At 34.8% G+C, this 24,788-nt stretch carries 23 protein-coding genes; 11 read left to right on the top strand and 12 right to left on the bottom strand.

Annotation, left to right across the window (positions count from 1 at the left end; translation table 11 throughout):
- Positions 1-12: 12 nt before the first annotated feature.
- From hemB to DK508_RS16085, 8 genes are all read left to right on the top strand, one after another.
- Positions 13-987 carry a porphobilinogen synthase gene (hemB, locus tag DK508_RS16120; RefSeq protein ID WP_109301819.1) on the top strand — a complete coding sequence of 325 codons (975 nt, stop codon included), beginning with the start codon at positions 13-15 and terminating at the stop codon, positions 985-987.
- Between the two features lie 24 nt (positions 988-1,011).
- Positions 1,012-1,398: a permease gene (locus DK508_RS16115; RefSeq protein ID WP_109301818.1), complete on the top strand. Its 387-nt coding sequence runs from the start codon at positions 1,012-1,014 to the stop codon at positions 1,396-1,398.
- 13 nt (positions 1,399-1,411) lie between these two features.
- Positions 1,412-1,813 (top strand): c-type cytochrome, encoded by a 402-nt coding sequence (locus tag DK508_RS16110; protein ID WP_109301817.1) that lies wholly within the window; start codon positions 1,412-1,414, stop codon positions 1,811-1,813.
- Positions 1,813-2,328: a DinB family protein gene (locus DK508_RS16105; protein ID WP_109301816.1), complete on the top strand. Its 516-nt coding sequence runs from the start codon at positions 1,813-1,815 to the stop codon at positions 2,326-2,328. The genes DK508_RS16110 and DK508_RS16105 overlap by 1 nt, the downstream gene beginning before the upstream one ends.
- Before the next feature lie 55 nt (positions 2,329-2,383).
- Positions 2,384-3,472 (top strand): CNNM domain-containing protein, encoded by a 1,089-nt coding sequence (locus DK508_RS16100; RefSeq protein WP_109301815.1) that lies wholly within the window; start codon positions 2,384-2,386, stop codon positions 3,470-3,472.
- Positions 3,472-3,948 (top strand): methylated-DNA--[protein]-cysteine S-methyltransferase, encoded by a 477-nt coding sequence (locus tag DK508_RS16095; protein ID WP_109302739.1) that lies wholly within the window; start codon positions 3,472-3,474, stop codon positions 3,946-3,948. Before DK508_RS16100 ends, DK508_RS16095 begins: the two co-directional genes overlap by 1 nt.
- Positions 3,949-4,044: 96 nt before the next feature.
- Entirely contained in the window at positions 4,045-5,205 is a 1,161-nt protein-coding gene (locus DK508_RS16090; RefSeq protein WP_109301814.1) for a serine hydrolase, read from the top strand.
- Positions 5,195-5,908 (top strand): 3'-5' exonuclease, encoded by a 714-nt coding sequence (locus DK508_RS16085; RefSeq protein WP_109301813.1) that lies wholly within the window; start codon positions 5,195-5,197, stop codon positions 5,906-5,908. The genes DK508_RS16090 and DK508_RS16085 overlap by 11 nt, the downstream gene beginning before the upstream one ends.
- 7 nt (positions 5,909-5,915) lie before the next feature.
- Here DK508_RS16085 and DK508_RS16080 read toward each other — a convergent pair whose 3' ends face one another.
- The 10 genes from DK508_RS16080 to DK508_RS16030 all read right to left on the bottom strand — a co-directional run bounded on the left by DK508_RS16080 (position 5,916) and on the right by DK508_RS16030 (position 20,822).
- Complete coding sequence (locus tag DK508_RS16080) at positions 5,916-6,866, bottom strand: hypothetical protein (protein ID WP_109301812.1); 951 nt, start codon at positions 6,864-6,866, stop codon at positions 5,916-5,918.
- Between the two features lie 455 nt (positions 6,867-7,321).
- Positions 7,322-7,864: a DUF4287 domain-containing protein gene (locus DK508_RS16075; RefSeq protein WP_109301811.1), complete on the bottom strand. Its 543-nt coding sequence runs from the start codon at positions 7,862-7,864 to the stop codon at positions 7,322-7,324.
- Positions 7,865-7,867: 3 nt separating this feature from the next.
- The gene (locus tag DK508_RS16070) at positions 7,868-8,434 is read right to left on the bottom strand and encodes an SRPBCC domain-containing protein (protein WP_109301810.1); all 567 of its coding nucleotides are present in this window, start codon (positions 8,432-8,434) and stop codon (positions 7,868-7,870) included.
- A gap of 61 nt (positions 8,435-8,495) precedes the next feature.
- Positions 8,496-9,326, bottom strand: coding sequence for an AraC family transcriptional regulator (locus DK508_RS16065; RefSeq protein ID WP_109301809.1), 831 nt, complete (start codon positions 9,324-9,326; stop codon positions 8,496-8,498).
- A gap of 90 nt (positions 9,327-9,416) precedes the next feature.
- Entirely contained in the window at positions 9,417-10,391 is a 975-nt protein-coding gene (locus DK508_RS16060; RefSeq protein WP_109301808.1) for an NAD(P)-dependent alcohol dehydrogenase, read from the bottom strand.
- 55 nt (positions 10,392-10,446) lie between these two features.
- Positions 10,447-10,776: a DUF2834 domain-containing protein gene (locus tag DK508_RS16055; RefSeq protein WP_109301807.1), complete on the bottom strand. Its 330-nt coding sequence runs from the start codon at positions 10,774-10,776 to the stop codon at positions 10,447-10,449.
- A 221-nt stretch (positions 10,777-10,997) separates the two neighbouring features.
- A complete protein-coding gene (locus DK508_RS16050; protein WP_109301806.1) occupies positions 10,998-14,348 on the bottom strand; it encodes a M4 family metallopeptidase in 3,351 nt (1,116 codons plus the stop codon).
- 382 nt (positions 14,349-14,730) lie between these two features.
- Positions 14,731-18,660, bottom strand: coding sequence for a S8 family serine peptidase (locus DK508_RS16045; RefSeq protein WP_235016422.1), 3,930 nt, complete (start codon positions 18,658-18,660; stop codon positions 14,731-14,733).
- A gap of 192 nt (positions 18,661-18,852) precedes the next feature.
- Positions 18,853-19,821: a YheT family hydrolase gene (locus DK508_RS16035; RefSeq protein WP_109301804.1), complete on the bottom strand. Its 969-nt coding sequence runs from the start codon at positions 19,819-19,821 to the stop codon at positions 18,853-18,855.
- Positions 19,821-20,822 carry a bestrophin family protein gene (locus tag DK508_RS16030; RefSeq protein ID WP_109301803.1) on the bottom strand — a complete coding sequence of 334 codons (1,002 nt, stop codon included), beginning with the start codon at positions 20,820-20,822 and terminating at the stop codon, positions 19,821-19,823. Before DK508_RS16030 ends, DK508_RS16035 begins: the two co-directional genes overlap by 1 nt.
- A gap of 180 nt (positions 20,823-21,002) precedes the next feature.
- Between DK508_RS16030 and DK508_RS16025 the strand changes: the two genes are divergently transcribed.
- On the top strand, positions 21,003-21,479 hold the full coding sequence (locus DK508_RS16025; protein WP_109301802.1) for a thioesterase family protein: 477 nt from the start codon (positions 21,003-21,005) through the stop codon (positions 21,477-21,479).
- Here the strand turns inward: DK508_RS16025 and DK508_RS16020 are convergent.
- Positions 21,471-22,364 carry a DMT family transporter gene (locus DK508_RS16020; RefSeq protein WP_109301801.1) on the bottom strand — a complete coding sequence of 298 codons (894 nt, stop codon included), beginning with the start codon at positions 22,362-22,364 and terminating at the stop codon, positions 21,471-21,473. The two genes, DK508_RS16025 and DK508_RS16020, sit on opposite strands and share 9 nt — an antisense overlap.
- A gap of 3 nt (positions 22,365-22,367) precedes the next feature.
- The gene (locus tag DK508_RS16015; RefSeq protein WP_109301800.1) at positions 22,368-22,715 is read right to left on the bottom strand and encodes an arsenate reductase family protein; all 348 of its coding nucleotides are present in this window, start codon (positions 22,713-22,715) and stop codon (positions 22,368-22,370) included.
- An 88-nt stretch (positions 22,716-22,803) separates the two neighbouring features.
- Here DK508_RS16015 and DK508_RS16010 point away from each other — a divergent pair, with 88 nt between their 5' ends.
- Positions 22,804-23,259, top strand: a complete 456-nt coding sequence (locus DK508_RS16010) for a DinB family protein (RefSeq protein ID WP_109301799.1) — start codon at positions 22,804-22,806, stop codon at positions 23,257-23,259.
- Between the two features lie 50 nt (positions 23,260-23,309).
- Positions 23,310-24,788 (top strand): serine hydrolase, encoded by a 1,479-nt coding sequence (locus DK508_RS16005; RefSeq protein ID WP_160114754.1) that lies wholly within the window; start codon positions 23,310-23,312, stop codon positions 24,786-24,788.

Genomic DNA, 24,788 nt, shown 5'->3' with positions numbered 1-24,788 from the left:
TTATAGCTAAGAATGCAACAACTTCGCAGAAACAGAAGACTAAGAACTAATGATGCTATTCGTTCTTTGGTTAGAGAACATATAATAACTCCACATGATTTTTTGGTTCCGCTTTTTGTCGTAGAAGGCAAAGGTGTTAAAGAAGAAATTACTTCGATGCCTGGGTATTATAGATATAGTTTAGATTTATTAGTGGCAGAGGTAAAAGAACTTTGGTCTTTGGGATTAAAATCGGTTTTACTATTTGTAAAAGTGCCAGATAATTTAAAAGATAATAAAGGTACCGAAGCGTTAAATCCTGATGGATTAATGCAACGTGCCATTAGAACGGTAAAAGAGACTGCTCCAGAAATGTTGGTGATGACCGATGTGGCGTTAGACCCTTATTCTTCCTATGGTCATGATGGTATTGTTGAGGATGGTTATATCGTAAATGATGACACTTGTAAGGTGTTGGCAGAGATGAGTTTGTCTCATGCGCGAGCAGGGGCTAATTTTGTTGCACCTAGTGATATGATGGATGGTCGTATTCTGGCTATTCGTGAAGTATTAGAAAAAGAGAATTTCAAAAATACGGGGATTATGAGTTATAGCGCCAAATATGCTTCGGCATTTTATGGGCCTTTTCGTGATGCCTTGGATTCGGCGCCTGGATTTGGAGACAAAAAAACGTATCAAATGGATTTTGCCAATAGGGATGAGGCTATTAAGGAAACGATAATGGATATTGAAGAAGGTGCAGATATCGTAATGGTAAAACCTGGATTGGCCTACTTGGATTTGGTGCGAGATGTGCGAGATAATGTTGATGTGCCTGTGGCGGTATATCAAGTGAGTGGTGAGTATGCAATGTTAAAAGCAGCTGCCCAAAAAGGATGGTTAGATCACGATGCTGTAATGCTCGAACAAATTATGGCTTTTAAAAGGGCAGGAGCCCATATTATTGCCAGTTATTTTGCCAAAGATGTGGTGAAATTATTGAGTTAGATTAATCAACTAAAATCATATACTATGGTAAGTAGAGAACGTTTGTATCAAACCTTTGGAGAATTACTTTATGTTATTGCCATGAGTGATGGTGTTATTCAAAAAGAAGAAGTTGAAACTCTTGAGGAAATTTTAAAAGGCCACCCTAAAGGTAAAGACATCAAATGGTCGTTCGATTACGAAAGTAATAACCAAAATGATATCGAAACACTCTACAAAAAGATTATTGAAGTATTTTCGGACAATGGTCCTGATCAAGAGTATGATTTTATGATTTATGCACTTACCAAAATTGCCGAAGCAAGTAAGGGAATTAGTGTTGACGAAAAAGAAGTAATAACTAATTTCTCGAAAGATCTCCTTGAGCGATTTATAAAAGATATAGAAATAATTAAAGAAAAATATCACTAAACATCTTCAGTATATGCAAAAAATTGCCCTGTTACTTTTGAGTATAACTTTAGTATTGGCTGGTTGCCAATCTGAGAAAAAGGAAAAAGAAGAAATTGTAATTGGTAAAAAGAAAATAAAACAAACCCCTTTTGATATTGGTAAAAAAATATTTAATGGTAAAGGAAAATGCTATACCTGCCATAAAACAGATAAGAAATCGATAGGCCCGAGTGTGATAGAAATTATGAAGGTGTATAAAGAACAAAATGGAAATTTAATTGCCTTTTTAAAACAAGAGGCAAAACCGATAGTAGATCCTGAAACCTATACCGTAATGAAAACTAATTTTGCCATTATCAAAACGTTTTCTCAAGATGAGTTAGATGCACTTAGTACATATATGGATGGAATTAGTAATGGTAAAACAGAATAATGAATAAAATTTTAAGTATAATTTTTTTGATTTCAGGTTCCATAATGGCACAACAATTTACACCCAAAGAAGCATTTTTAGAAAAATGGCAAAATTCTAAAACCTATTTGTTAGAAATTGCAGAACTCATGCCTGAGGAAGGTTATGTTTTTAAACCTACAGAACGGGAAATGGATTTCAAAAATCAATTGCTTCATATTCGAGGAAATATGCTTTGGTTAGGAACAACTCACTTTTCTAAAGATACGTTTGATCGAAAAAGTTTAACTCAAAATGTTCCAAGCACCAAAGCTGAAACTATAAAAGTATTGACGCAAGCGTTTGATTATGTATATAATCAAGTTAATGAAGCTGATCCGATAGATTTTAAAACTGAAGTAGATTTTTTTGCAGGCCGAAAATCGAAACTTCAAATTTTAAATTTATTACAAGATCATGTTACACATCACCGTGGGCAGTTGATCGTATATCTTAATTTAAATGAAATCGAACCTCCTGGATATGTAGGTTGGTAATTTATTAGTAAAATCGTTTTCAAAATCCTTACTTTAGTATCTTATTTAAAACATCATGACCTTACTGATAATTTACGCCGTACTTTCTATTTTCTTTTCGTTTCTATGTTCTATTTTAGAAGCAGTGCTCCTAAGTGTTACTCCAACATTTATTAACGTAAAAAAGAAAGAGGGGAAACCCTATGCTACTACACTTGAGAAGTTAAAAAAAGATGTGGATAAACCCTTGATCGCTATATTAACTGTAAATACTATTGCCCATACTGTTGGTGCAATTTTGGTGGGAGTACAAGCAGAGCAATTACCATATAAGTTTGAAATAATGGGAATCAATATGGTGGGTATAGTATCTGCAATAATGACTATTTTGATTTTAGTAGTTTCTGAGATTATACCAAAAACTATTGGCGCAACATTTTGGAAAAAATTAGCTAATTTCACCTCAAAAGCACTTGTGATTTTAATTGCTCCTTTAAAATACACAGGTATATTATGGGTGCTACAATTAACCACTAAGCTTATAGGAGGAAAAGGTCATCATGGATCTGTATTAAGTCGTGAGGATTTTTCGGCTATGGCAGATATCGCAGAAGAAGAAGGTGTTTTTGCCGAATCTGAATCCAAAGTGATCAAGAATCTTTTAAACTTTAAAGCGATTCTAGCTAAAAATATCATGACTCCGAGAAGTGTTCTTAAAATAGCTCCCGAAAATCAAAATATCGCAGAGTTTTTTGAAGCAAATAAAAATCTACTTCGATTTTCAAGAATTCCTATTTATAAAGATAATCCCGATAATATTACAGGGTACGTGCTTAAAGATGAGGTGTATAAGGAGATGGCCGAAGATAATCACAGTAAAAGCTTGGGTGATTTAAAACGTCAACTTTTTGTAGTTGATCGTAATATGGCTGTTCCTAATTTGTTTGAGAAACTAGTAGAAGAAAGAGAACATATCGCATTAGTTGTTGATGAGTACGGTTCTGTAAGTGGCTTAGTGAGTATGGAGGATGTTATCGAAACATTGTTAGGATTGGAGATCATGGATGAGAGTGATACAGATAGTAATATGCAAGAGCTAGCCCGTAAAAACTGGGAAAATCGTGCAAGGCGATTAGGGATTTTGGAGGATAATCCTGAAGAATGATACAAACTGCCTATATAGAAACTCCTTTGGGGATTGCTACAATATCTGGTAATGAAGAAGGTATTACAGCTGTTTCTGTTACCAAAGAATCTCCAAATAATCCCTCTACAGATATTCCTGACTATTTGCAGGATACGGTAGCTCAGCTTCAAGAGTATTTTGAAGGTAAAAGAACTACGTTTGAACTTAAGCTTAATCCTTCGGGAACAGATTTTCAGAAAAAAGTATGGCAAGAACTCCTCAAAATCCCTTTTGGTAAAACATTATCATATCTTGATATTGCCAAACGATTAGGAGACCCCAAAACGATACGCGCTGCAGCAAGTGCCAATGGTAAAAATCCACTTTGGATTATTGTTCCCTGTCATAGAGTTATTGGTAGTGACGGATCGCTTACCGGGTATGCAGGAGGTTTGTGGCGAAAAAAATGGTTGCTAGAGCATGAAAGTCCCGTAAAACAACAGTCTTTGTTTTAGAAAAACTGGTGTATATTATTATTTACTTACAATTAGAAATGTTCTCTTCTGTATGAAGTTTATTTTTTTAACTTAGTACATCAAATTTAGCGACACATGCGAATTCTTAAAAAATTTCTAAAAGGGGTATTGGCCCTTATTATATTATTGGTAGCTCTGCTATATATTTTTGATTCAGAATACATTTTAAAAGGAGTACGTGTGGTCTATATGACTGGTCATAACACCGCCTATCTGGATGATTATACTCATTTTGATAACCGAACGATTGCTAAAGGTAATGGTACAATGCCTTGGGCTATCCATGAGAATTATAATAGCGTAACAAGTACAGAAAGGTTGGACACAACAAATGAAAAGCTTGGTACTGTTGCTTTTATGATTATTAAAAATGATAGTATTTGGTACGAGAATTATGCCGATGGATATGGTACGACCTCAAAAACTAATTCGTTTTCTATGGCAAAAAGTATGGTGACTGCCATGTTGGGTAAGGCCATTATGGATGGATATATTAAAAATCTTGATCAACCGCTGGGAGATTTTTTTCCAAAATTTTCTGAAGGTCTTGCGGCAAAAACTACAGTTGGAGATTTATCATCGATGTCCTCTGGTCTTAATTGGGAAGAAAGTTATAAGAGCCCATTTTCGATTACGGCAAAAGCTTATTATGATACTGATATTAGAGAAGTATTATTAGGATTAGAAGTTGAAGAAGAGCCAGGACAAGAATTCAAATACCTTAGTGGGAATACCCAATTATTAGGAATGGTAATCGAAAAAGCAACAGGAAAGAGTTTGTCTACCTATCTAAGTGAAAGTTTTTGGAAACCCATGGGTATGGAACAAGATGCTATTTGGCAGTTAGATAGTGAAGATAGCGGAATGGAAAAAGCGTATTGTTGTGTAGCTAGTAATGCTCGTGATTTTGCTCGATTTGGAGTGTTATTTAAGAATAAAGGAATTTTTGCTGGAAAACGTATACTACCTGCAGAGTTTACAGATTTGGCCACAAAACCAAGATTTGAAAATGATGATATGTACGGATATGGTTTTTGGATATCGGATCATCTCGATAAGAAGATTTTTGCTATGCGTGGTATTTTAGGGCAATATGTAATTTGTATTCCTGAGGATGATATAATTATTGTACGATTAGGACATAATAGAGGTGATTTTATGCCTGGAGAATCTTTTACAGATGACTTCTTTATATTTATTGATGAGGCTTACAAAATGTTAGAGAATGCTGCATAAGATTAACCTTGAACATATACTGTTTTTAGATATTGAAACGGTTCCTGAACATGAAGGTTTTAATGATCTTAGCGAAGAGATGAAGTACCTTTGGGCCGATAAAACCAAATATCAACGCAAAGAAGATTTCTCACCCGAAGAATTTTATGAACGAGCAGGTATCTGGGCAGAATTCGGAAAAATAGTATGTATCTCAGTTGGGTATTTTAGGTTTAAAGGTGAAACAAGATCATTTAGAACAACTTCTTTCTATGGTGAGGAAAAACAATTACTCCTTGATTTTAAAAACCTCTTAGAAACCCATTTTAGTAAACCGCATCACCTGCTTTGTGCGCATAATGGGAAAGAGTTTGATTTTCCATATATAGCAAGAAGAATGATTATTCATTCTATTGCCTTACCATTTAAACTAAACCTTTTTGGGAAAAAACCATGGGAGGTCGCCCATTTAGATACCTTAGACTTATGGAAATTTGGGGATTATAAACACTATACATCTTTAAAACTGCTTACAGGTATTTTAGGAATTCCGTCGCCAAAGGATGATATCGATGGTAGTCAGGTAAGAGCGGTGTATTATGAAGAACAAGATATAGATCGAATCATTGTGTACTGCGAAAAAGATACTATTGCAGTAGCTCAAATATTACTTCGTCTACGTCAAGAAGAATTATTAGAGGAGGATGAGGTAGTTTCTATCTAAAAAACTATTATTTCATTTTTATAGTAGCAATTAATGCTTTAAAATCTTCGATTACTGCCGCTGATTTCTCTTTCGAAAACCCTTCAATCACCACTGTGTTTTCTCCGTGTGTTACTGTTTGTACTAGCACGGTACTTGCGTATCCATTCATTACGCCTTCAACTTGAATTTGATAAGCTGGATAATCATTTAACTTCTCTTCAGATGTGCTAATTACTTTAACGTTAGTTAATCCATTACCCTTGAGGCCATCGATCATTTGATCCGATACATTCTTAGGAGTCATTTCGCTATCAGTAGGGATAGGCATAACAATCAACATGGATTCATCTTTATAATTTGATTTTTTGATCCCATCGGCAGAATAGATGAACATATTAGCTGCAGAGCTAGCGTATTTAAATTTAGTTTTAGAATCGTCAAGCTCAAAAAAGGCAGCTTCTAATGGATCAATAGGTTTATCCTTTTCATAAATTGATGAAAACAGGGCTTTCTTTATTTGTAATCCCGTTTGCGTATCTTCTGCTGGGTACAAAGCCATAATCATGGCAGAAAATGTAGTATCCCCAAATACAAGACTATATCCTTTAACTTCAGGATTTCCCTGCATGTGAATAAATTTTGCAGCAAAGCCATTGATAGTAATCTCTTGGTAATCAAAAACCTTTGCGCCTTTATCTTCAAAAGTTTGTTTGCTAAATATTGAGGCGTTTTTTAGAAAATTGCCACCTACTAAATCGTAAATTTGAATAACAGAAACATCTTTTTTCTCTAATCCTGTAAAGTTAGTGGCGACTTCAAATTCTTCTGGCGGAATTATAGATAATTTGGTACCAGGAATTACAACATGTTTTTCTGTATGTTGGTTTACAATATTGGAACCAGTATTTTGTTCAGTTTGACTGAACGCAGATATTGAAGCAAGGAGGACAAATACTATTCGTAATAGTTGTTTCATATTCTGATTTTAGTTACTTACGTAACTGTATAAAAGTACCATTTTCAATTGTTTTTACAAGTATTATTTATTTGATAAATACAATGTAAAATAATCCCCCTCCAGTCGGAGGGGGAGTTCGGTAACTATATGTCCGTTGTGTCCCCCCAACAGACTCGAATTATATATTTGTCCATGGACATGTAGATTCGAGTAAGTCCTTCGATATAGTTACCAGCAAGCTGGGCAGAACATAAGTTCTGCGCCAAAAGTATGGTTAGTATTATGCGTTAACATTATGGAATATCTTATGATCAAAAATTGATCACAGAATTCTTGTCAAAAAACGTTTTTGAGAATAATTTTAAAAGAAGCCTATAAAATGGTGAGTGTGAAGGTATTTCGAATGCGAATATAGAGATTTATTTTAACATACGGGACCTTTTATTAACGTTTCTTTTTTTGGGTTAGAATTTCTAATTTGCCTTTTCATAAGCTTCTTTGAGCCATTTGATAAGCTCATCGTCAATATCTTCTATATTTGATAATTTTACTCTGTGGGTGCACATACTACCAAAAGGTCCTGAGTTTTCGAGTCGATTTGTAATGGGCTTATCTTTTAATTTTAAGCCAAGATCTATTCTAGTTTTGGTGGCGGGTTTTATAAGTGCAAATTGTTTTTTTCTAATCATACTTACACTTGCTTTTTTTGGCGTTTTAATAACATCGTTTCCAAAAACGGCTATTGCCTTTAAGAGTTTTTCGTATATTGGTTTTAGACTTTCTTTGCCTTTGTATTGGTTGTTTACCAGATCATTAGGTGAGTCATTATTTTCTTTGGATAAAGTAACAATGGTATTAGCAAATCCATGAGTGACACCATGCTCTTCTTTTAAAAATTTAACTGCTTCACCATGTTTTGTAAAGGGTTTTGAGTGTAGAATTTTTTTCCATTCATCTAGTGATTTACCAGTTTTTTCTGGCATATTATTAATCATTGTTTGCAAAGCGTTATCCATAAGTTAATATTTTAAAGAAGGTTTTCCAGTTTCTAAATAGGTAATAAGATTAGTATAAGATTGTTCATTCCCTTTAATAAAAAATTGTAGTAGAGATTTGTATTTTTTATTGTTTTTATAACCTACACCATACGAAACAACTCTCGTACGATTAGGGGCTAACTCTTCGAATGTAATAATGTTGAATAAATCTTTGGCATCTTCTTTCATAAATTCGGGAAAGTTTTTGGTAAGTTCTGCTTGTAGCGTTAACATCTTTTTAGGGATGTAATTTATGATGTGTAGCGTTATTGTCGAATCATCACCAATGCTTCCTTTCGCATTGTAATTAGTTCTGATAAGGCCATTTATTTTAAAATCTATTTCAGCCAACGGAACTGCCCATTTTTTCCAACCACGTGCAGTGGTATAAGCATTCCAGACAGAGTCTATGACCACATTAATTTCAAAAGTTTGTTTTAAAACAATGTTGTTAGTATCTGTTGAATCTACAACAGATTGAATACGACTTTGACCTATCATTAATAATGGAAAGCATATCAAAATAATCGAGATAGTATATTTTTTCATAAGGATTATAATTTTAGATAGACTAAATTAGATGATACACCAAAACTGTGATAGTAAAAAATTAACCTTTCTTATCTAAGGGAAAAAAATTGGGCTCATCCTTATTAAATTCAAGGGTAATAAATTCTTGAGGATTGAAACCCGAAAATTCTTTAAACTCTTTAATAAAATGTGATTGATCAGTATATCCACATTGATATGCTATTTGAGACCATTGTATTTTTTGCTGGGTATGAATAAGCTGCAAGATTTCGTTAAAGCGAATAATTCTGTGAAATAATTTTGGAGTTAAACCGCAAAATTTCTTGAATTGATTAATGAGATGTTTTTGAGTTTTGGGGTATGCTTCTACAATGGTATTGTGATTCGCAATAGGTTCATTGGCAAAGGCCGAAATCGTATTTAGAAGTTCTGGGCCTGGTACTTTTTGGATATCATATCGTTGAGTTAGCCATTGATCAGCAGCCATAAATTTTTCTTGAGATGTTGATTTTTCTAATAGTACCGTACGTAGGTCTAAAATTTCACTACCAAAAATTGTTTCTGCAGCAATCACTTGATCGTTGAGTTGATCAATTGAAGAATGAAAAAAAGGAAAACCACCATAAGGTTTAAATTGTATCACAAACATTTCAGAATTTTGGTGTGCAGAAATGGATAAGTAATTTTTGTGCATACCGGAGACCCATACTTTAGAATACGTTCCATTGGGCTTAAGCGTAATATTATCATACGTATGCCTTACTATATTATCCAATTCAAAAATGATAAATAGATGACCGGTAGGTACTACCCGTTCTATAGAGTGATCTGGAGTAAAATCTTTAAAATGGAATATAGATTCAATAAATATATCCAATGGGTTTTTAAGCGTATGCGTTTCAAAAGTCATAGCATAGTCGTATTGATAAATGATAACCCTAATATAGTAATTGAAAAGAATATAGGTTTCCTAATAGATATATCTAAATTTGTAGTACGATTAAGAATGAGGTATTGTGATGACTAGATTCCCTTTTTTATAACCCTTTTCAACATAGTGATGGGCTTCTGGAACTTGTGATAGTGGATATTTTTTATCGATTACAGATATTAGTTTTCCTTCTTCGATTAGTTTTTTGAGATAGTCAAAATCTTCTATATTTCCTTTGGCTAGCGCAAATATGACTTTTTTATTGGTTGTTGCAGAGGTCCATACTCCTTTGATCATCCCTACGAATTTTGGGTTGCCTAAAACGTATCTACCATCTTTGTTTAGAGATTGGATACTTCGAGAAAATGAACTAGTCCCGACTATATCAATAATGACATCATATTTTTTACCATTCTCGGTAAAATCTTCTTTTTTATAATCAATAACATGATCTGCTCCAATAGAAGAAAGCATATCTAATTTTTGAGCACTATCTACACCAGTAACAATGGCTCCAAAATTTTTAGCAATTTGAACAGCATACGTGCCAATACTTCCGCCGCCGCCATTAATGAGAATTTTTTGACCAGCACTCACTTTTGCTTTTCTAAGAAAATGTAGTGCATTAATCCCTCCGGTAGAGATAGTGGCTGCTTCATCAAAAGTCATATTTGATGGTTTAATAGCCATTGCTAGAGTAGTAGGTAGGCAAGTATATTGTGCATAGGCTCCTTTAAACCCAGCTTCGGCAAAAATCAAATCTCCTTTTTTGAATTGAGTAACGTTTTGACCCACAGCTTCAACTTCGCCAGATAATTCTTGCCCTAGTATTTTGATTCTGGGCTTGAATACGCCAACGTATAATCGCACAGGAAGCCATATCCATGGGGCGATATCAAATCTTCGTAATTCGCAATCTCCAGCAGTTACCGTTGCAGCGTGTATTTTGATGAGTACTTCATTTTCTTTAGGAGTAGGTTTTGCTACATCCTTATATTGTAAAAGATCCGCAGATCCGTATCGAGACCATACAATCGCTTTCATCTAGATTAGTTGTTTTTAGCGAGGTTATTTATACGACGATTCTGTACCAAAATTGTTACGTATTTAATTTATCCAATTTAGATTGTCTCATGTATAAATACAACGGAAAAGTAAAAGCTATTGCTATCAAAAAAGTGAAGGGGATAAGAATCCACCAATATTTTATTTTCAATCTTATAGCATCGGGAATATACCATACAAAAAATGTAAAAACAACAACTAGTAAATCAGCACTAAAGGACCTGGCAGGAAAAGTGGTTTTGGTTTGTGCAATATAATTTAATATAGAGGTGTTTTCTTCTGTGAGATAAAATTGAATATTAAAATACCAAGTATAACACACACCTAAGATGGCCAATATTAAGAACACATATTTACGTTTCATATTTGAAATTATCTTTTAAGGTTAATTACACCTATCTGTTATGGTAGTGTCTTTAGATTTGTGCAAAGAAATCTATGATACCTAAAGGTACGAAAGAAAGTTATATTAAATAATACTTAAACCGTATGCTAGAAAACTTGGATAAGATCATTTTTTTAATGCAAAAACCCCTCTGAAATTTTTTCCAGAGGGGGCAATAATATGATTAGTTAGAGGTTTTTTTACTTTTTCACAAAAGTTTTAACATGCGTACCTGCTCTAAGTACGTATAACCCACCTTTTAAACTTTCTACATTAATAGTATTCGTAAACTCTCCTTTTGCTACTATTTGTCCAATAGTATTTAAGATAGCGTATTCTTGAATTCCTTGTGCGTTAGGCATCACTACATTTAGAATGTTTTGCGCCGGTACAGGGAAAATACTAAACTGAGCAGTTGGTGCGATAGCTGTATCTACAAAGGTAGCTGTCGTTCCAGATGTAACAGATACGTTATCTATTGCAATATCTGCTTGCCATGTAGAGCCAGTAATTCTATTAAACCTAAGTTTTATACCACCTCCTACATAAGCAGATAGGTTAATGTTGGCTGTTTGCCATGAATTTCCTTTGTTACCTGTTTCGCTCCAGATAGATGTCCAAGTTCCTCCTTCATCTGTACTCGCTTCCACAGCAAGACTACCCATGTCATTTGATCCATACATATGATAACCAAAAGAGAAAGTAGCACTTCCTAATGAGCTTAGATCAAAACAAGGAGATTCGATAATTGCTTGTTTGTTTGGATATCCTGTTCCGTTTCCAGAAGCTTCAACAAAGATATAGTATGATCCTTGAGTAGCACTAGACGGTCCTGTATTTCTAGATGGAGTCCCATTAGCATCAACAGTCCAGTTAATATCATCTGCGGTAGATTGAGTCCAATCACCAATAGTATTTTCAAATCCTTCGTTATATGGGAATGAAGTAATACCATTTGTACATCCAGCTCCAGTTCCTCCTCCTGCAGTAGTTACATTTACAGTGCTAGAGAACCCAGATTCATTGCCAGCAGCATCTTTCGCTTTAACTCTAAAAGAGTACGCTGTATTTGCAGTTAAACCTGTAATGTTTGCAGAAGTTCCTGTTACATTGCCTAAGTTAGAGTTTCCTTGGTATACATCATATCCAGTAACATCTACATTATCTGTAGAAGCGTTCCAAGATAGCGTTAATGTAGTTTCAGTAACACTAGATGTAGATAATCCATTAGGAACCGAAGGTGCCTGAGTATCTGGAGCAGCTCCACCAATTACCACTTCATAATCTTCAACCTCTCCGTACTGAAAAGATTCACATGCAGTTGGGATGCCGTTATACTTCATAGAAACACGCATTCTAGTAGCGCCTTGCGTAGCTCCAGAAGGAACTGTAAATGTACCACTTACTGGTGTTGTTTGTGTAGCTGCTTGTGTCCAAACTTGTTCTCCTGGATCTGCAAAATCACCATCTTGATTATAATCGATCCATACACTATATCCTTCGTTGTATTTAGTACCTGTCCAAGTTGGAGTTACAGAAATTGTATTAGAAGAACCAGAAGCTAAGCTTGTAGATTCTGAAGTGAAATCAGTATAACCACCAGTTCCTGCACCAGAAGTATTATCAATACTACCTAATTGAACTCTACTGATATATTCATCAGCCACACTATTTCCGTTAGAAGCACAATATGAAGTACCTCCGCCACCACCAAATGGTTGACCGACACCAACAGCATGCCATGCATTTGTTACTGCTTGTTCTTCAGCACCACCAGCAGTATACAAATCTTTTACAGCTTGGATAGCAGCATTTCTGGCATCCAAGAAAGTTGAGTTTGCTGATAAGTATACATTAAGTGTTCTATATGCAATTTTTGCACCTTTGTCCATTCCTATTCCTGAAACAGTAAATGCATCTCCGTTATCATTCACACCGTCTGTTGAAGCACTACCCGCTACAGTTAGATAGAACCAGTAGTTTAATACTCCACTATTTGTATGTACCCCACAAGAATCATTATAATTAGGATCATTAGGATTTCCTATAGGAGTAATACATCCTTCAGCAACAGTTGCTGGTCTCCAGTTTGTTCCTCTATATGTGTCGGGTTGCCCTAGGGATTTTGGATCACTCATAGAACGCAAGGCAGCAGATCCGCTACGACGATCTATTTCGTCACCAATAAGCCAAACTTCAGCAGAAGGAGCGGCATCATTTCCGTTTCCTTTACCATAATGTTCTACAGCAGCTCCCCAGATATCAGAAAATCCTTCGTTAAGACCACCTGATTCTCTTCTATAAGCAAGATTAGCAGTGAATGTGGTTACCGCGTGCCCGATTTCGTGTGCGGCAACATCTAAACTGGTTAAGGCATCAAAAAATCCATTACCTTCAGTTCCATTAGATGAACCATCACCATATGTCATTACACTACCATTCCAGAATGCGTTATCATATCCAGCTCCACCTGGCTGGTTGTCATAGTGTACCCAACTATTAATAGCTGCGCCACTACCGTTAAAACTATTTCTAGAGTGAATCGATGACCAATAATCATACGTTACTTCTGCTCCCCAATGTGCATCTAATGCTGCATTGTCTTTTGCTGCATTATCAAATTCGGCAGCTGTCCAATTATTGTCGGCATCTGTAAAGTTAGTTGTTGGGTAACTGTTGTTACCACCACTATTATATGTGTTTACTCCGCTACCTCTTGTATCATCTCTAAGAGCAAAGCTTCCGCTAATTGTACGTGTAGTAATGGTTCTATTTCCACTATATCGTGTAGCCGCAGTACCTGAAGCGAATGGTACTGCTTCTAAAATACTAATACCACTATTTGGAGTAGCGATTTCTTTTAAATTCTTAACAGAGTTGCTATGCTCACCTACGTGTTTAGTGATTGCTTGAGTGAATAAAGCATTTCCGTTAATTGCATCAATATATACGTAACCCCTAAAGATTTCAGGTTTTGTTACATACATATCAAATTTGTACGCCAAGTTAAACTCGGTAACTACTCCGTTTTGATCTTTAGAATCAATGTTAGGAAGAATTACTATTTCACCTTTTGGCAAACTATAATTCATTGCTTTTGATGCCGAAGCATTTTCCCACATAAATTCTTGTCCGCCTACATGAGTTTTTGCTCTTTGAAAAGCTTGAGCGTTATTTAATTTTGGAGTAGTATTTACACCTGTTACGTTATAATACTCACCATGCATCGAGGTTTTCTTACCGTTTCGTATATCAATAACGGCTTTACCAAAGGCAATTGGTATTCCGTTATACATTTGTTTGAATGTTTCATGAGTGATGCCCAGTCTGTCTGTTTGCTGCCCTACAAATGAATAGGTATTTCCTTTGTCTAGGTTAAGATACTTCTGGAAAATGTCGCCAGAGTTTTTAGATTGGGTTTCTTCACTTATCTGTATTAAGTTACCAGGGTTTTTAAAAGAAGCCCCTTTTTTACTATCCTGTGCAGTTATACACAAAGACGTCAAACTAAAAGCAGACAAAAGAATAACACTCTTGTAATGTTTTTTCATATTAGTTGAGTTTGAATTAATGGTTGTTGAATTTTCTTGAAAATAATGCAAGAAAAAGACAAAACTCTTGAATTATTTTCAGTATTTAAAATAATTTCGACTAAGTGCTGAAAAAATCACATTAATAAACCTTAACGTTGTCTTAACAATTGTTAATCGTTAGTTAACGAAGGGTTAATCCTACGTTTAAATGTGGAAAACCTTCGAAAAATTAACAAATGGACCTAGAGATTTCATTTTATTTTTTGTATTAGGTCGATGAAAAGAATCTATTTTTCGAATGATTACGGTAAGTCAGTAGTTTGCTAACTAGAAGATTAGATGTAAAAAAACCCTTGAAGAAACTTCTTCAAGGGTTTTAAAGCTTGGCTATTTATTGACTCTATTCTTTTACAAAACGAGTATTTATAGAATTGTCTATTTGAAGCATATACAAACCTGCTTCTAAACGATCTACTTTAATTGTATTTGTAAATGTTCCCTGATCTATAACCTGACCCAACATATTTAATATGTTGTATTGGTGAGTTCCTATACCTTTTATAGAAACATTAAGATTTGTTCCAGAAACTGGATTAGGGAATACAGTTACAGCTGTATCAAAATTGTTTACTGGTGGACCATTTGTATCCGATGTGGTAGTAAATGAAGTTGTTGTACCACAAGGACCAAGGTTTGTCCATCCTGTTGTTGTTCTTTCGTATAAATTCCCTTGATAAGTTACACGATCTCCAGCTTGATAGTTTTGTGTACTGCTCCATGCCGCAACACCATCACATTGATCAACAGGTCCACCGCCAGTAGAATTGGTAAGTGATATATTATCGATAGCGATATCAGCTTGCCAAGTACTACCAGTAATTCTGTTAAAACGTAATTGAACACCACCGCCTAGATAAGCAGAAAGATCAATATCTGCACTTTGCCAAGAATTACCTTTATTACCAGTTTGGCTCCAAATACTTGTCCATGTTGCACCTTCATCGGTACTTGCGTCTACAGAGATACTTCCCATATTTGTAGATCCATACATGTGATAATTAAACTTAAAACTAGCTTGCGTAAGACCAGAAAGGTCAAAGCAAGGAGAGTTTAAGATTGCTTGTTTATTTGGATACCCTGTTCCATTTCCTGAAGCTTCAACAAAGATATAGTAAGAACCTTGAGTCGCACTAGATGGTCCGGTTCCATTTGATGGGGTACCATTTGCATCTACTGTCCAGTTGATATCATCTGCTGTTGACTGTGTCCAAGCACCTAAAGTATTTTCATACCCTTCGTTATATGGGAAAGATGAAATGCCAGAAGTACATCCAGTACCGCCACCTGTTCCGGTAGTAGTAACATTTATTGTATTGCTAGCAGCAGATTCATTTCCTGCAGCATCTTTTGCAACTACACTAAATTGATATGCTGTACTAGCTGTTAATCCGGTAATGTTAGTGGTTGTTCCGTTAACATTTCCAAGATTTGTACTTCCTTGATATACGTCATACCCTGTAACGCCTACATTATCTGTAGCCGCATTCCAAGTTAATGTCAACGTAGTTTGAGCGATATTAGAAGCAGCTAATCCCGCTGGTGCTGTAGGTGCTTGAGTATCTGGTGCATCTGCAGTAGTAACATTTACTGTATTACTAGCAGTAGATTCGTTTCCTGCGGCATCTTTTGCAACTACACTAAATTGATATGCTGTACTAGCTGTTAATCCAGTAATGTTAGTTGTTGTTCCGTTAACATTTCCAAGGTTAGTACTTCCTTGATATACATCATACCCAGTAACACCCACATTATCCGTAGATGCATTCCAAGTTAATGTTAATGTTGTTTGTTCTACATTTGAAGCTGCTAGTCCTGATGGAGCAGTTGGTGCCTGAGTATCACCTCCTGTTGATCCACCGATTACTACTGTGTAATCTTCTACTTCACCGTATTGAAACGATTCACAAGAAGTAGGAAGACCATTGTATTTCATAGAAACACGAATTCTTGTATTTCCATCTGTTGCACCTGCCGGTACTGTAAATGTTCCACTTACAGGAGTAGTTTGTGTAGGGGCTTGTGTCCAAACTTGTTCACCAGCATCTGTAAAATCACCGTTTTGGTTGTAATCAATCCATACACTGTATCCTTCATTATATTGAGTTCCTGTCCAGGTAGGAGTAACTGTAATTGTATAATCTCCTCCTTTGGCCAAGTTCGTAGATATCGAAGTGAAGTCATTATATCCACCAGCTCCGGCTCCCGTTGTGTTATCTATTGATTCTAATTGTACTCGACCTATATATTCATCTGCTACACTATTTCCATTAGATGCGCAATACACCAATTGGAACTCTGTTGTACTGAAATTAGTAGAAGATGTATACGACGACGTTGTTCCGTTATCACATTTACTTCTCACTTGTACTTCATAAGAAGTTAATTGTGTTAATCCACTAAGTGTTGCAGAGGCTCCACTAACATCTTGTGTTGTCCAGTTAGATGTTCCTGTCGCTCTATAACGCAAATCATATGTAGCCGCAGGTACGGCAGTCCAGTTAATTGTCGCAGTGTCATAACCTATATTAGATGTAGCAACACCAGTAGGTACTGTAGCATTACATACCACAGGAGTTCCTGTTAATCCAGTTACAATAAGAGAGAAGTTTTGACTTCCTCCAGTTAAAGAACCTTTGTTAGTAACAGTAATAGTATAACTTCCTGAAGCACCTGCAACATCAATTCTTTCGTATGGATCTACAGTGTTATCTCCTGTTCCGTTGGTAGTAATTCCTGTTAACCTGTATGGCTCATAAGTAGTAGAACCTTTTGTAACTCTAATATCAAGATCATTAACTAATACTGGAGTGTTGTCATTAGTTCCTGTGATAGCAGTACCAGGTCTATCTGTCCAAGAAATAGATGCCATTAGTGGATTTACTCCATCAGCATCAACTGTAATCGTATACGTTTGACCGCTATTTAAAGTTAATTCTTCAACCTTGGTATCACCACTACTAACGTTCGAAATTACTTCGGCAGCAGCTTTAGTGTTAAGTAATCCCCATCCATATACTGCATCTGGACCAGAAGGTCCTGCATCATTGGCGGTATGCAAAGCAACACCCTTTAAGGTAGCCGCTCTCATTAGATTTCCGTTTAAGTTATTGTAATGTTGTTGTAGTAATAATAAAGAACCAGTAACATTTGGCGAAGCCATTGAAGTACCGGTTATGCTATTATAAGCTGTATCGCTACTTGCATATGTAGAATATACCCCTGTACCATTACCAGTAATATCTGGCTTGATTCTATAGTCGTCTGTTGGACCTTCACTACTAGAACTGTTAATAGAAACACTAACTAAAGTTCCATCATTATTTACATTAGCATCTTGTGCATTAGCAACAACAAGGTTGTTTTTAGAAGTAGAATGACCTGTTAACTTATCATAAGAAGAGTTACCATCAAGAGGCGCACCGTTATATGAATTCTGATTTCCGTCGTTACCCGCTGCTACTACCATAAGATAGTATGGTGCGTTAAACATTACTTCATCCCAGCTTCTTGATTCGTCGATATATGCTCCAAAGTATTGATCTGGTACTAAATCACCTCTGAAACCATAAGAATGATTAGAAACTATCATCCCATTTGCTGCAGCATCAGTAGCTTCAGCAATATCATTATTCCACATATAACCATTAATTTTGGTATGTGGAGCCATACCTTTGGCATTTGCCTGTACACCCGATGCAGCAATTGTTCCTGTTACATGCCCTGCATGAAAGTTAAGTTGAACACCTCCTTCAGATGCGATGTCTTGAATAGTAACACGATTGTTTCCTCCAGGGCCATCATATTCTTGATGTGATTCTCTGGCATGACCACCATCCCATACATGGGCGGTCATATTCTGTCCGTCTAGATTTAATCCTAATGAACCTCCAGAGTTTAAATGGTTTGTTCTAGTTGATCTAGCAGCACTTACATTGTATGTGGTGTAATAAATTGGACTACCATCGAAAGCTACTTTCTGTAATTCAGAATACCCATCTCGTGACATGATTTGAGTTTGCCATCCATTTTCTTGAGCAGCTTTTGTAGCATTTTTTTTCTGTAGTTGTGCTTTTTGTAAGTTTTCTTTTTGTAATTGGTTTAGTTTACTTAGGTTACTTTGTTGTTGTATTTGTTGTTTTTGAGCCGGTGTTTGTGCAAACAATCCAGCAGATAGGAGTAACATTGTTAAAAGAACAAATATACTCATGGTTTTAGGAGTCTCCCCCTTGAGGCTTCCTAAAGAAATGAAGCTTCTGTAGCTTTTTTTCATTTTTATTGAGTTTGAGTTAGTAATAATTTAGATTCCTTGGTGAAAAAACAAGAAACGGCCAAAACTCTTAAAATATTCTTAATAAAAAAAAGATTTTCGATCAAGTGGAGAGAAAATTCTTTATAAAACCTTAACACTGGCGTAACGTTCGTTTGATTAAATGACTGTGTAAGAAAAGCCTTTCTTATCGCCTTATTCTAAATGTTTTACGAAGAATTCTAGCGTTCTTTTTTCATTGTAATAAACAGATTCATTCGTGTAAAAACCTACATGCCCCCCATAGTCAGGGATTTCTAAAAAAACGCGAGTATTTATCGTAGCTTCATCTATGGGATAACATTTTGGCCCTAAAAAAGAATCGTTTTTTGCACTAAGGATAAGAGTAGGGATGGTTATGTTTTTTAAAAATTGTTTACTACTACACTTGGTATAATAGTCTAGAGCATCTGTATATCCATGTGCTTTGCTGGTGTATAGATTATCAATGTCTATTAAGGATTTACAAGCTTTTATATCGGCAATACTAATCTCATCAGGGAATACAACTTGACGCTCATGTAATTTGGCCTTGAGGTGTTTTATGAATCGTTGCTCGTAGATGAAATTTTTAGGTTTATTAATTTCTAATAAAGAGTCGTATAAATCACAAGGAGCCGAAATTGCAACTCCCGACCTTATGATTGAAGGAATTTTTCTTCCTTCTCCCAAATATTTAAGAACGATATTACCTCCAAGACTAAATCCACATAATGAAATTGAATCGTAGGAGCATTTGTCTAAAATGTGGTTTATAATTTCTTCCAAATCTTCACTTACTCCTGCATTATACGATCTGTATAATAAATTGACTTCTCCACTACAGTTTCTCAAATTAACAGCAACAGCATCCCAATCATTAGTATTTAAATGTTTAGCTAGACCAGTAATGTACTGACGTTGTCCATTACCTTCCAGGCCATGAATTATAATAACCACTTTTTTTGATTTTTGTTTTGCAGCAAAACTCCAATCCAAATCTATAAAATCACCATCTTCTAATGTGATTCGTTCTCTTTTCTGTTTAAGTCCTTTTACCTTTCTTAATAGATTGGGATAAATAGTAGAAAAATGTCCATTTCTAAATAGAAAGGGTGGGTTGTAATGTGATTTAATTACAGGCATTAATACAAGATATTGTCGATGGGTTTTGTTTTTTCGGGAAGCTCTTTTTCATCGAGCATATCACGTAAATCAATTTCTATGGTTTTGCATAAAGCGGTCATTGGTACATCATTTACTCGACCTTCAAAAGGATCTTCACTATTACTTCCTACTTTTTCCATGGTGGTAAACATCCAGGATACTAAAACAGATAACGGGATCATTAAAAAAATAAACCATGGTTTTATTTCATTGGCCATATCGTGTATTTCAGTCTCAAAAACGTTAAGCATACCGAAAGGGAGTAGCAATACAAAAATCCATGTAAATACTGTACTAAAATATGCATACTGTCTTGGAAAAGGAGTGTTTTTAATCCGTTCACATTTTCCTTGCAGGTTATATAGTTCTTCTAGAACACCATGAAAAAGTAGCTTATCAAATTCGGTAATCTTACCTGCATCATATAGTTTTTTAATATGTAAACCTTGATTTTTTACGATATGTGTAGCAGTATTTTTTCTTTTTAATAAATCTTGATACTCATCATCATTCACAAAACTTTTAGTGGCAAGGCATGAAGGTTTTTGCTCCCCATGCGATCGGAATAATTTTTCTACAGCGGCATTTTCTTTGATAGAAAAAGAATTGGGTTGGCGTAACTGAATTCTAAGAGCATTAATCCATGCAATATGACGATAAATTAAAACTCTTTTGGTTTCATAATCTTCATTTACCAAACTCAATACTTGATTTGCCCATGTCCTGGAGTAGTTCACAATACCTCCCCATATTTTTCGGCCTTCCCAAAAACGATCATAACTCTGACTATTCTTGAAACCTATATAAAAGGCAACTGCAATACCAATTACAGTAAGTGGTTGAAAAGGAATATCAATAAATGTCCAATCTAAAAAATAGTATAGAGAAAAAATACCTGTAGTATATATAAGGAAGAAAAGAAGGTTTTTCCAGGCATATCTAATGATAAGGCCCCAGCCAATATTTCGTTTGATGTACATGTGAATTTTTGTTCTAAAATAAGAAGACCATATAGGTTTTCAAAACTTGAAGGATTTAAAATTTAGCTTGATGTACAATCATAGTGTATTTTTTGATCGTAAATTGGGTAATAAGGTTGTTTTTATTATGCGCGCATAGTGAAATGTTTTGTATTTTTGTAGTTCTAAAATATAAAGATTATGTACATAAAAGATTTCGAGATAAGATGGAATGATATTGATGCTAATCGCCATTTGGCTAATAAAGCGTATATAGAATTGGCAGCACATACTCGAATGTCTTTTTTGACAGAGCAAGGATTTGATAGGCGTATATTGGGCAAACTTAATATTGGTCCTGTAGTTTTTTATGAGCACATTTATTATTTTAAAGAGGTTTTTTACGGAAGACCAATAAAAGTTTCTCTTGAAGTTTCTGGATTAAGTGAGGATGGAAAATTTTTCGAATTCAGGCATAACTTTTACGATCATAAAGGACGCAATTTTGCGCAATGCGAAATGATGGGTGCCTGGATGGATTTGGGAGAACGTAAGTTGATAGCGCTTCCAGAAGAAATGCGTGAGTTTTTAGGAAAGATAGAACACCCTGATAACTTTAAAATTCTTACCAAAGAAGATACTAGAAAATTTGCTAAAGTGCCAGTTGATTTAGCTTGATACTTTTGGTTTTTTAGTCACCAAATAAACGCCAAGAAAAATTAAAAGAGTAGCTGCTATTTTAATAGTGTCCAATGTGTCTTTTCCTAACCCAATAGCGAATATAGATGCTAGCATGGGTTGCAGATAAATAAAAACTGCTACTGTGGTAGGCTTTAGTTCTCTAAGCGCAAAAATATTAAGGATATATGTTCCGAATGTGGTAAAAATAATTACATACCCTATTTTAAGATACCCTTCTAAAGGGATTAAACCTGGTTGCATATCCAATACTTGCGAAAAACCAAAGGGTAGAACAAAAATAAAACCGATACCATACATCCATTTGATAAATGTAAAGGGGTGATATTTTTGAGTTATTTTTTTTACTACTATAATATAGCAAGCATAAGATGTTGCGTTTACAAATACGAGAAAATTACCTAATGTTGGATTAGTTGCAGTTACAGAATTGCCAGTGCCATATAGAATGATCAAGAGTGTGCCCGAAAGACCAATTAGTACACCAATAATTTTTAATAATCTTATTTTTTCTTTTAGGAAAACCACAGCAAGTATCAAAACGATAATCGGAGTGGTTACCATTAATACAGAAGCGCTTATTGGAGTGGTTAGGTTAAGACCTTCAAAAAATGCTAGCATGTTAATGCCTACGCCAAATAACGAAGCTAAGGCAATCTGCATAAAATCTTTACGTGCTATTTTTTCTTTTGGCCCAAAGAAACTAATCGCCCAAAACAGTAAAAAAGCACCAGCAACACGCAGTACAATAAAACCAAAAGGTTGTACGTAATGAGGCATAACATCCTTGGCAATAGTATAATTTGCTCCATAAAATATAGCTACAAAACTTGCAGCCATAAGTGCTAATGTTCTTTTACTCATAGGTTAAATAGCCGATTTTGCTGCCTCGACCACTTTTTTACTGTTTCCGATAAAAATCTGATGATTAGATAAAATCACTGGGCGTTTTAAAAAAGTATAGTGCTCCAGGATTAGACTTTTATAATCATCTTCAGATAAATTTTGGTTTTTGAGATCACGCTCTTTATATAACCGGGCACGTTTGCTAAATAAAGCCTCATAACTTCCAGCAAAACCATGCATTTCTTCAATTTGACCCAAAGTAATTGACTCTGTTTTTATATCCTGAAGTACAAAATCAGAAGAAGGATTTAATTCATTAATAATACGTTTGCACGTATCACATGTTGATAGATAATATATTTTTTTCAAAACAGTTTATTTTAAATGTCAAAATCATCACAAAGGAAATTCATTTCAAAATTAAAACTCATATTTTTGGCTAAAAATTAAGAACAATATGCAAGATCCATTAGCAATTACAAGAGTAAATAGAAAAGCGTTAGAAAAAATGTTAGATCATTATTCTTTGGAACAACTAAATAAAGTGCCAGAGGGTTTTACTAATAACTTAATTTGGAATATCGCGCATGTGATAGTTACCCAACAATTACTAGTATATAAGCTTAGTGGGTTGCCTATGATGGTGAGTGAAGAGATGGTGAATGCATATAAAAAAGGCACCAAAACCGAGGGAGCTGTTACTCAAGATGAGGTAAATGTGGTAAAAGAGCTTTTGTTTTCTACATTGGATCAAACGGAAAAAGATATGAAAGCAGGTATTTTTAAAAATTTTAATGAGTACCCTACTAGCACAGGATTCGTATTAAAGTCGATCGAAGACGCGATGGATTTTAATAATTTTCATGAAGGAATTCATCTTGGCTATATTTTGGCGCTTAGAAAAGCAGTTTAAAGACCAGCAATACTTTCTAAATGAGGTATGTTTGTCTAAATAATAAAAAAATGAAATCATTATATGTATTTGGTGCAGTTCTTTTGTTGATTTCTAGTTGCGCTCAGAAAGAAGAGATTATACCTACTAGTTCTGAAAAATTTGCAACAGAAGTAAAGGAATTAAAAGAATATTTTCAAATACCTGGTCTTGCAGTATCTGTTGAGAAAAACAATGAAATTGTGTATCAAGATTATTTGGGGTATGCTAATTTAAAATCTCAAATCAAACTTGACTCTACTGCGTTATTTCCAATAGCTTCTTTGACCAAAGTTTTTTCTGGCGTTTTGATGATGAAATTAGTTGAGCAAGGTCGACTTTCGTTAGATGATTCATTAAAAAAATACCTTCCAGAGGTTGGTGTTAGCGATTCAATTTTGGTAAAACATATTTTATCTCATACTTCTCAAGGAGAAATAGGAAAAAAGTTCTACTATAGCTCTAGATTTGGAGCATTAACCACAGTAATCGAAAAAGCTACGGGAAAATCCTTTGAAACCTTAATGACAGAAGAAATTTTTGAGCCCTTAGGGTTAAAAAATACATATTTGCTCAAGGATTCTCTTCAAATAGTTCAGAATAAATTAAAAATTGCAGAACCGTATCGTCTTGAGAATGGTATTGAGAATGGTTTTATAGATTATGGATTTTCGACATCTGCAGGGATTGTTTCTAATTTGGGTGATTTGAGAATTTTTAATCAAGCTTTTGATGATAATAGGCTAATTTCTGAATCATCAAGAAACCAAATGTTTACAGGAGTAGATGAAAAACTCCCTTATGGATATGGCATTTTTAGTCAACAGTTTGAGGGTTTGAAGTTAATTTGGGCATATGGGCAATATGATTGTTATTCGAGCCTTTTACTTAAAATTCCGTCTAAAAAAATAACACTAACTCTGCTCGCTAATAATAACTTAATGAGTGATCCTGCAAGGTTGATTTATGGAGACGTTACGGCATCGCTTTTTGCTCTTAGTTTTTTAAAAAACTATGTTTTGTCTCTAGAAGATATGGCGCTTTTAGAGATAAAAAAAACAGAAGCTAAAAGGTATGTAGATCAAAATTTTTATAGAAAAAAACTTCTATCAGAGGCATTAGCGGCATCTTTTATGGCTAGGTTTGATCAAAATAAAATGAAAACCAGCACAGCGTTGTTACATAGGGTGTTTTTAGAATATCCAAATTATTTAGAATATGCAGATATAAATTTATTACATAATCTTACCTTTCTAAAAGACATTGCATTTTATAAAGAATTAGGAGAGTTTAATGAGTTTGATAAAAACATTGAAGCAATCGGAGTGAAATTATTAAAAGAAGATAGTAATGACCCATATCTTCATATGTATATGGGTACATATTATGATAGAAAAGGAGATAATGATCAGGCAAGATATCATTTTGAGCATATTGTTAATGCTGATAATTTTTCAAAAAATTGGTATACTTCTGAGGCGAGTAATTGGATTAAAGAACATAAAGAATAG

It is taken from the genome of Aquimarina sp. AU474 (genome assembly GCF_900312815.1).
Taxonomy (GTDB): Bacteria; Bacteroidota; Bacteroidia; order Flavobacteriales; family Flavobacteriaceae; genus Aquimarina.
The sequence above is the reverse complement of the archived record's forward strand: the minus strand, read 5'-3'. Positions and strand labels throughout refer to the sequence as shown.

Coding starts and splice junctions, on each gene's coding strand:
- DK508_RS16025 (WP_109301802.1), top strand. CDS start 21,003: ATGTACATAAAAGATTTCGAGATAAGATGGAATGATATTGATGCTAAT.
- DK508_RS16115 (WP_109301818.1), top strand. CDS start 1,012: ATGGTAAGTAGAGAACGTTTGTATCAAACCTTTGGAGAATTACTTTAT.
- DK508_RS16090 (WP_109301814.1), top strand. CDS start 4,045: ATGCGAATTCTTAAAAAATTTCTAAAAGGGGTATTGGCCCTTATTATA.
- DK508_RS16035 (WP_109301804.1), bottom strand. CDS start 19,821: ATGCCTGTAATTAAATCACATTACAACCCACCCTTTCTATTTAGAAAT.
- DK508_RS16100 (WP_109301815.1), top strand. CDS start 2,384: ATGACCTTACTGATAATTTACGCCGTACTTTCTATTTTCTTTTCGTTT.
- DK508_RS16105 (WP_109301816.1), top strand. CDS start 1,813: ATGAATAAAATTTTAAGTATAATTTTTTTGATTTCAGGTTCCATAATG.
- DK508_RS16005 (WP_160114754.1), top strand. CDS start 23,310: ATGAAATCATTATATGTATTTGGTGCAGTTCTTTTGTTGATTTCTAGT.
- DK508_RS16060 (WP_109301808.1), bottom strand. CDS start 10,391: ATGAAAGCGATTGTATGGTCTCGATACGGATCTGCGGATCTTTTACAA.
- DK508_RS16030 (WP_109301803.1), bottom strand. CDS start 20,822: ATGTACATCAAACGAAATATTGGCTGGGGCCTTATCATTAGATATGCC.
- DK508_RS16110 (WP_109301817.1), top strand. CDS start 1,412: ATGCAAAAAATTGCCCTGTTACTTTTGAGTATAACTTTAGTATTGGCT.
- DK508_RS16050 (WP_109301806.1), bottom strand. CDS start 14,348: ATGAAAAAACATTACAAGAGTGTTATTCTTTTGTCTGCTTTTAGTTTG.
- DK508_RS16010 (WP_109301799.1), top strand. CDS start 22,804: ATGCAAGATCCATTAGCAATTACAAGAGTAAATAGAAAAGCGTTAGAA.
- DK508_RS16075 (WP_109301811.1), bottom strand. CDS start 7,864: ATGGATAACGCTTTGCAAACAATGATTAATAATATGCCAGAAAAAACT.
- DK508_RS16045 (WP_235016422.1), bottom strand. CDS start 18,660: ATGAAAAAAAGCTACAGAAGCTTCATTTCTTTAGGAAGCCTCAAGGGG.
- DK508_RS16085 (WP_109301813.1), top strand. CDS start 5,195: ATGCTGCATAAGATTAACCTTGAACATATACTGTTTTTAGATATTGAA.
- DK508_RS16065 (WP_109301809.1), bottom strand. CDS start 9,326: ATGACTTTTGAAACGCATACGCTTAAAAACCCATTGGATATATTTATT.
- hemB (WP_109301819.1), top strand. CDS start 13: ATGCAACAACTTCGCAGAAACAGAAGACTAAGAACTAATGATGCTATT.
- DK508_RS16020 (WP_109301801.1), bottom strand. CDS start 22,364: ATGAGTAAAAGAACATTAGCACTTATGGCTGCAAGTTTTGTAGCTATA.
- DK508_RS16070 (WP_109301810.1), bottom strand. CDS start 8,434: ATGAAAAAATATACTATCTCGATTATTTTGATATGCTTTCCATTATTA.
- DK508_RS16080 (WP_109301812.1), bottom strand. CDS start 6,866: ATGAAACAACTATTACGAATAGTATTTGTCCTCCTTGCTTCAATATCT.
- DK508_RS16055 (WP_109301807.1), bottom strand. CDS start 10,776: ATGAAACGTAAATATGTGTTCTTAATATTGGCCATCTTAGGTGTGTGT.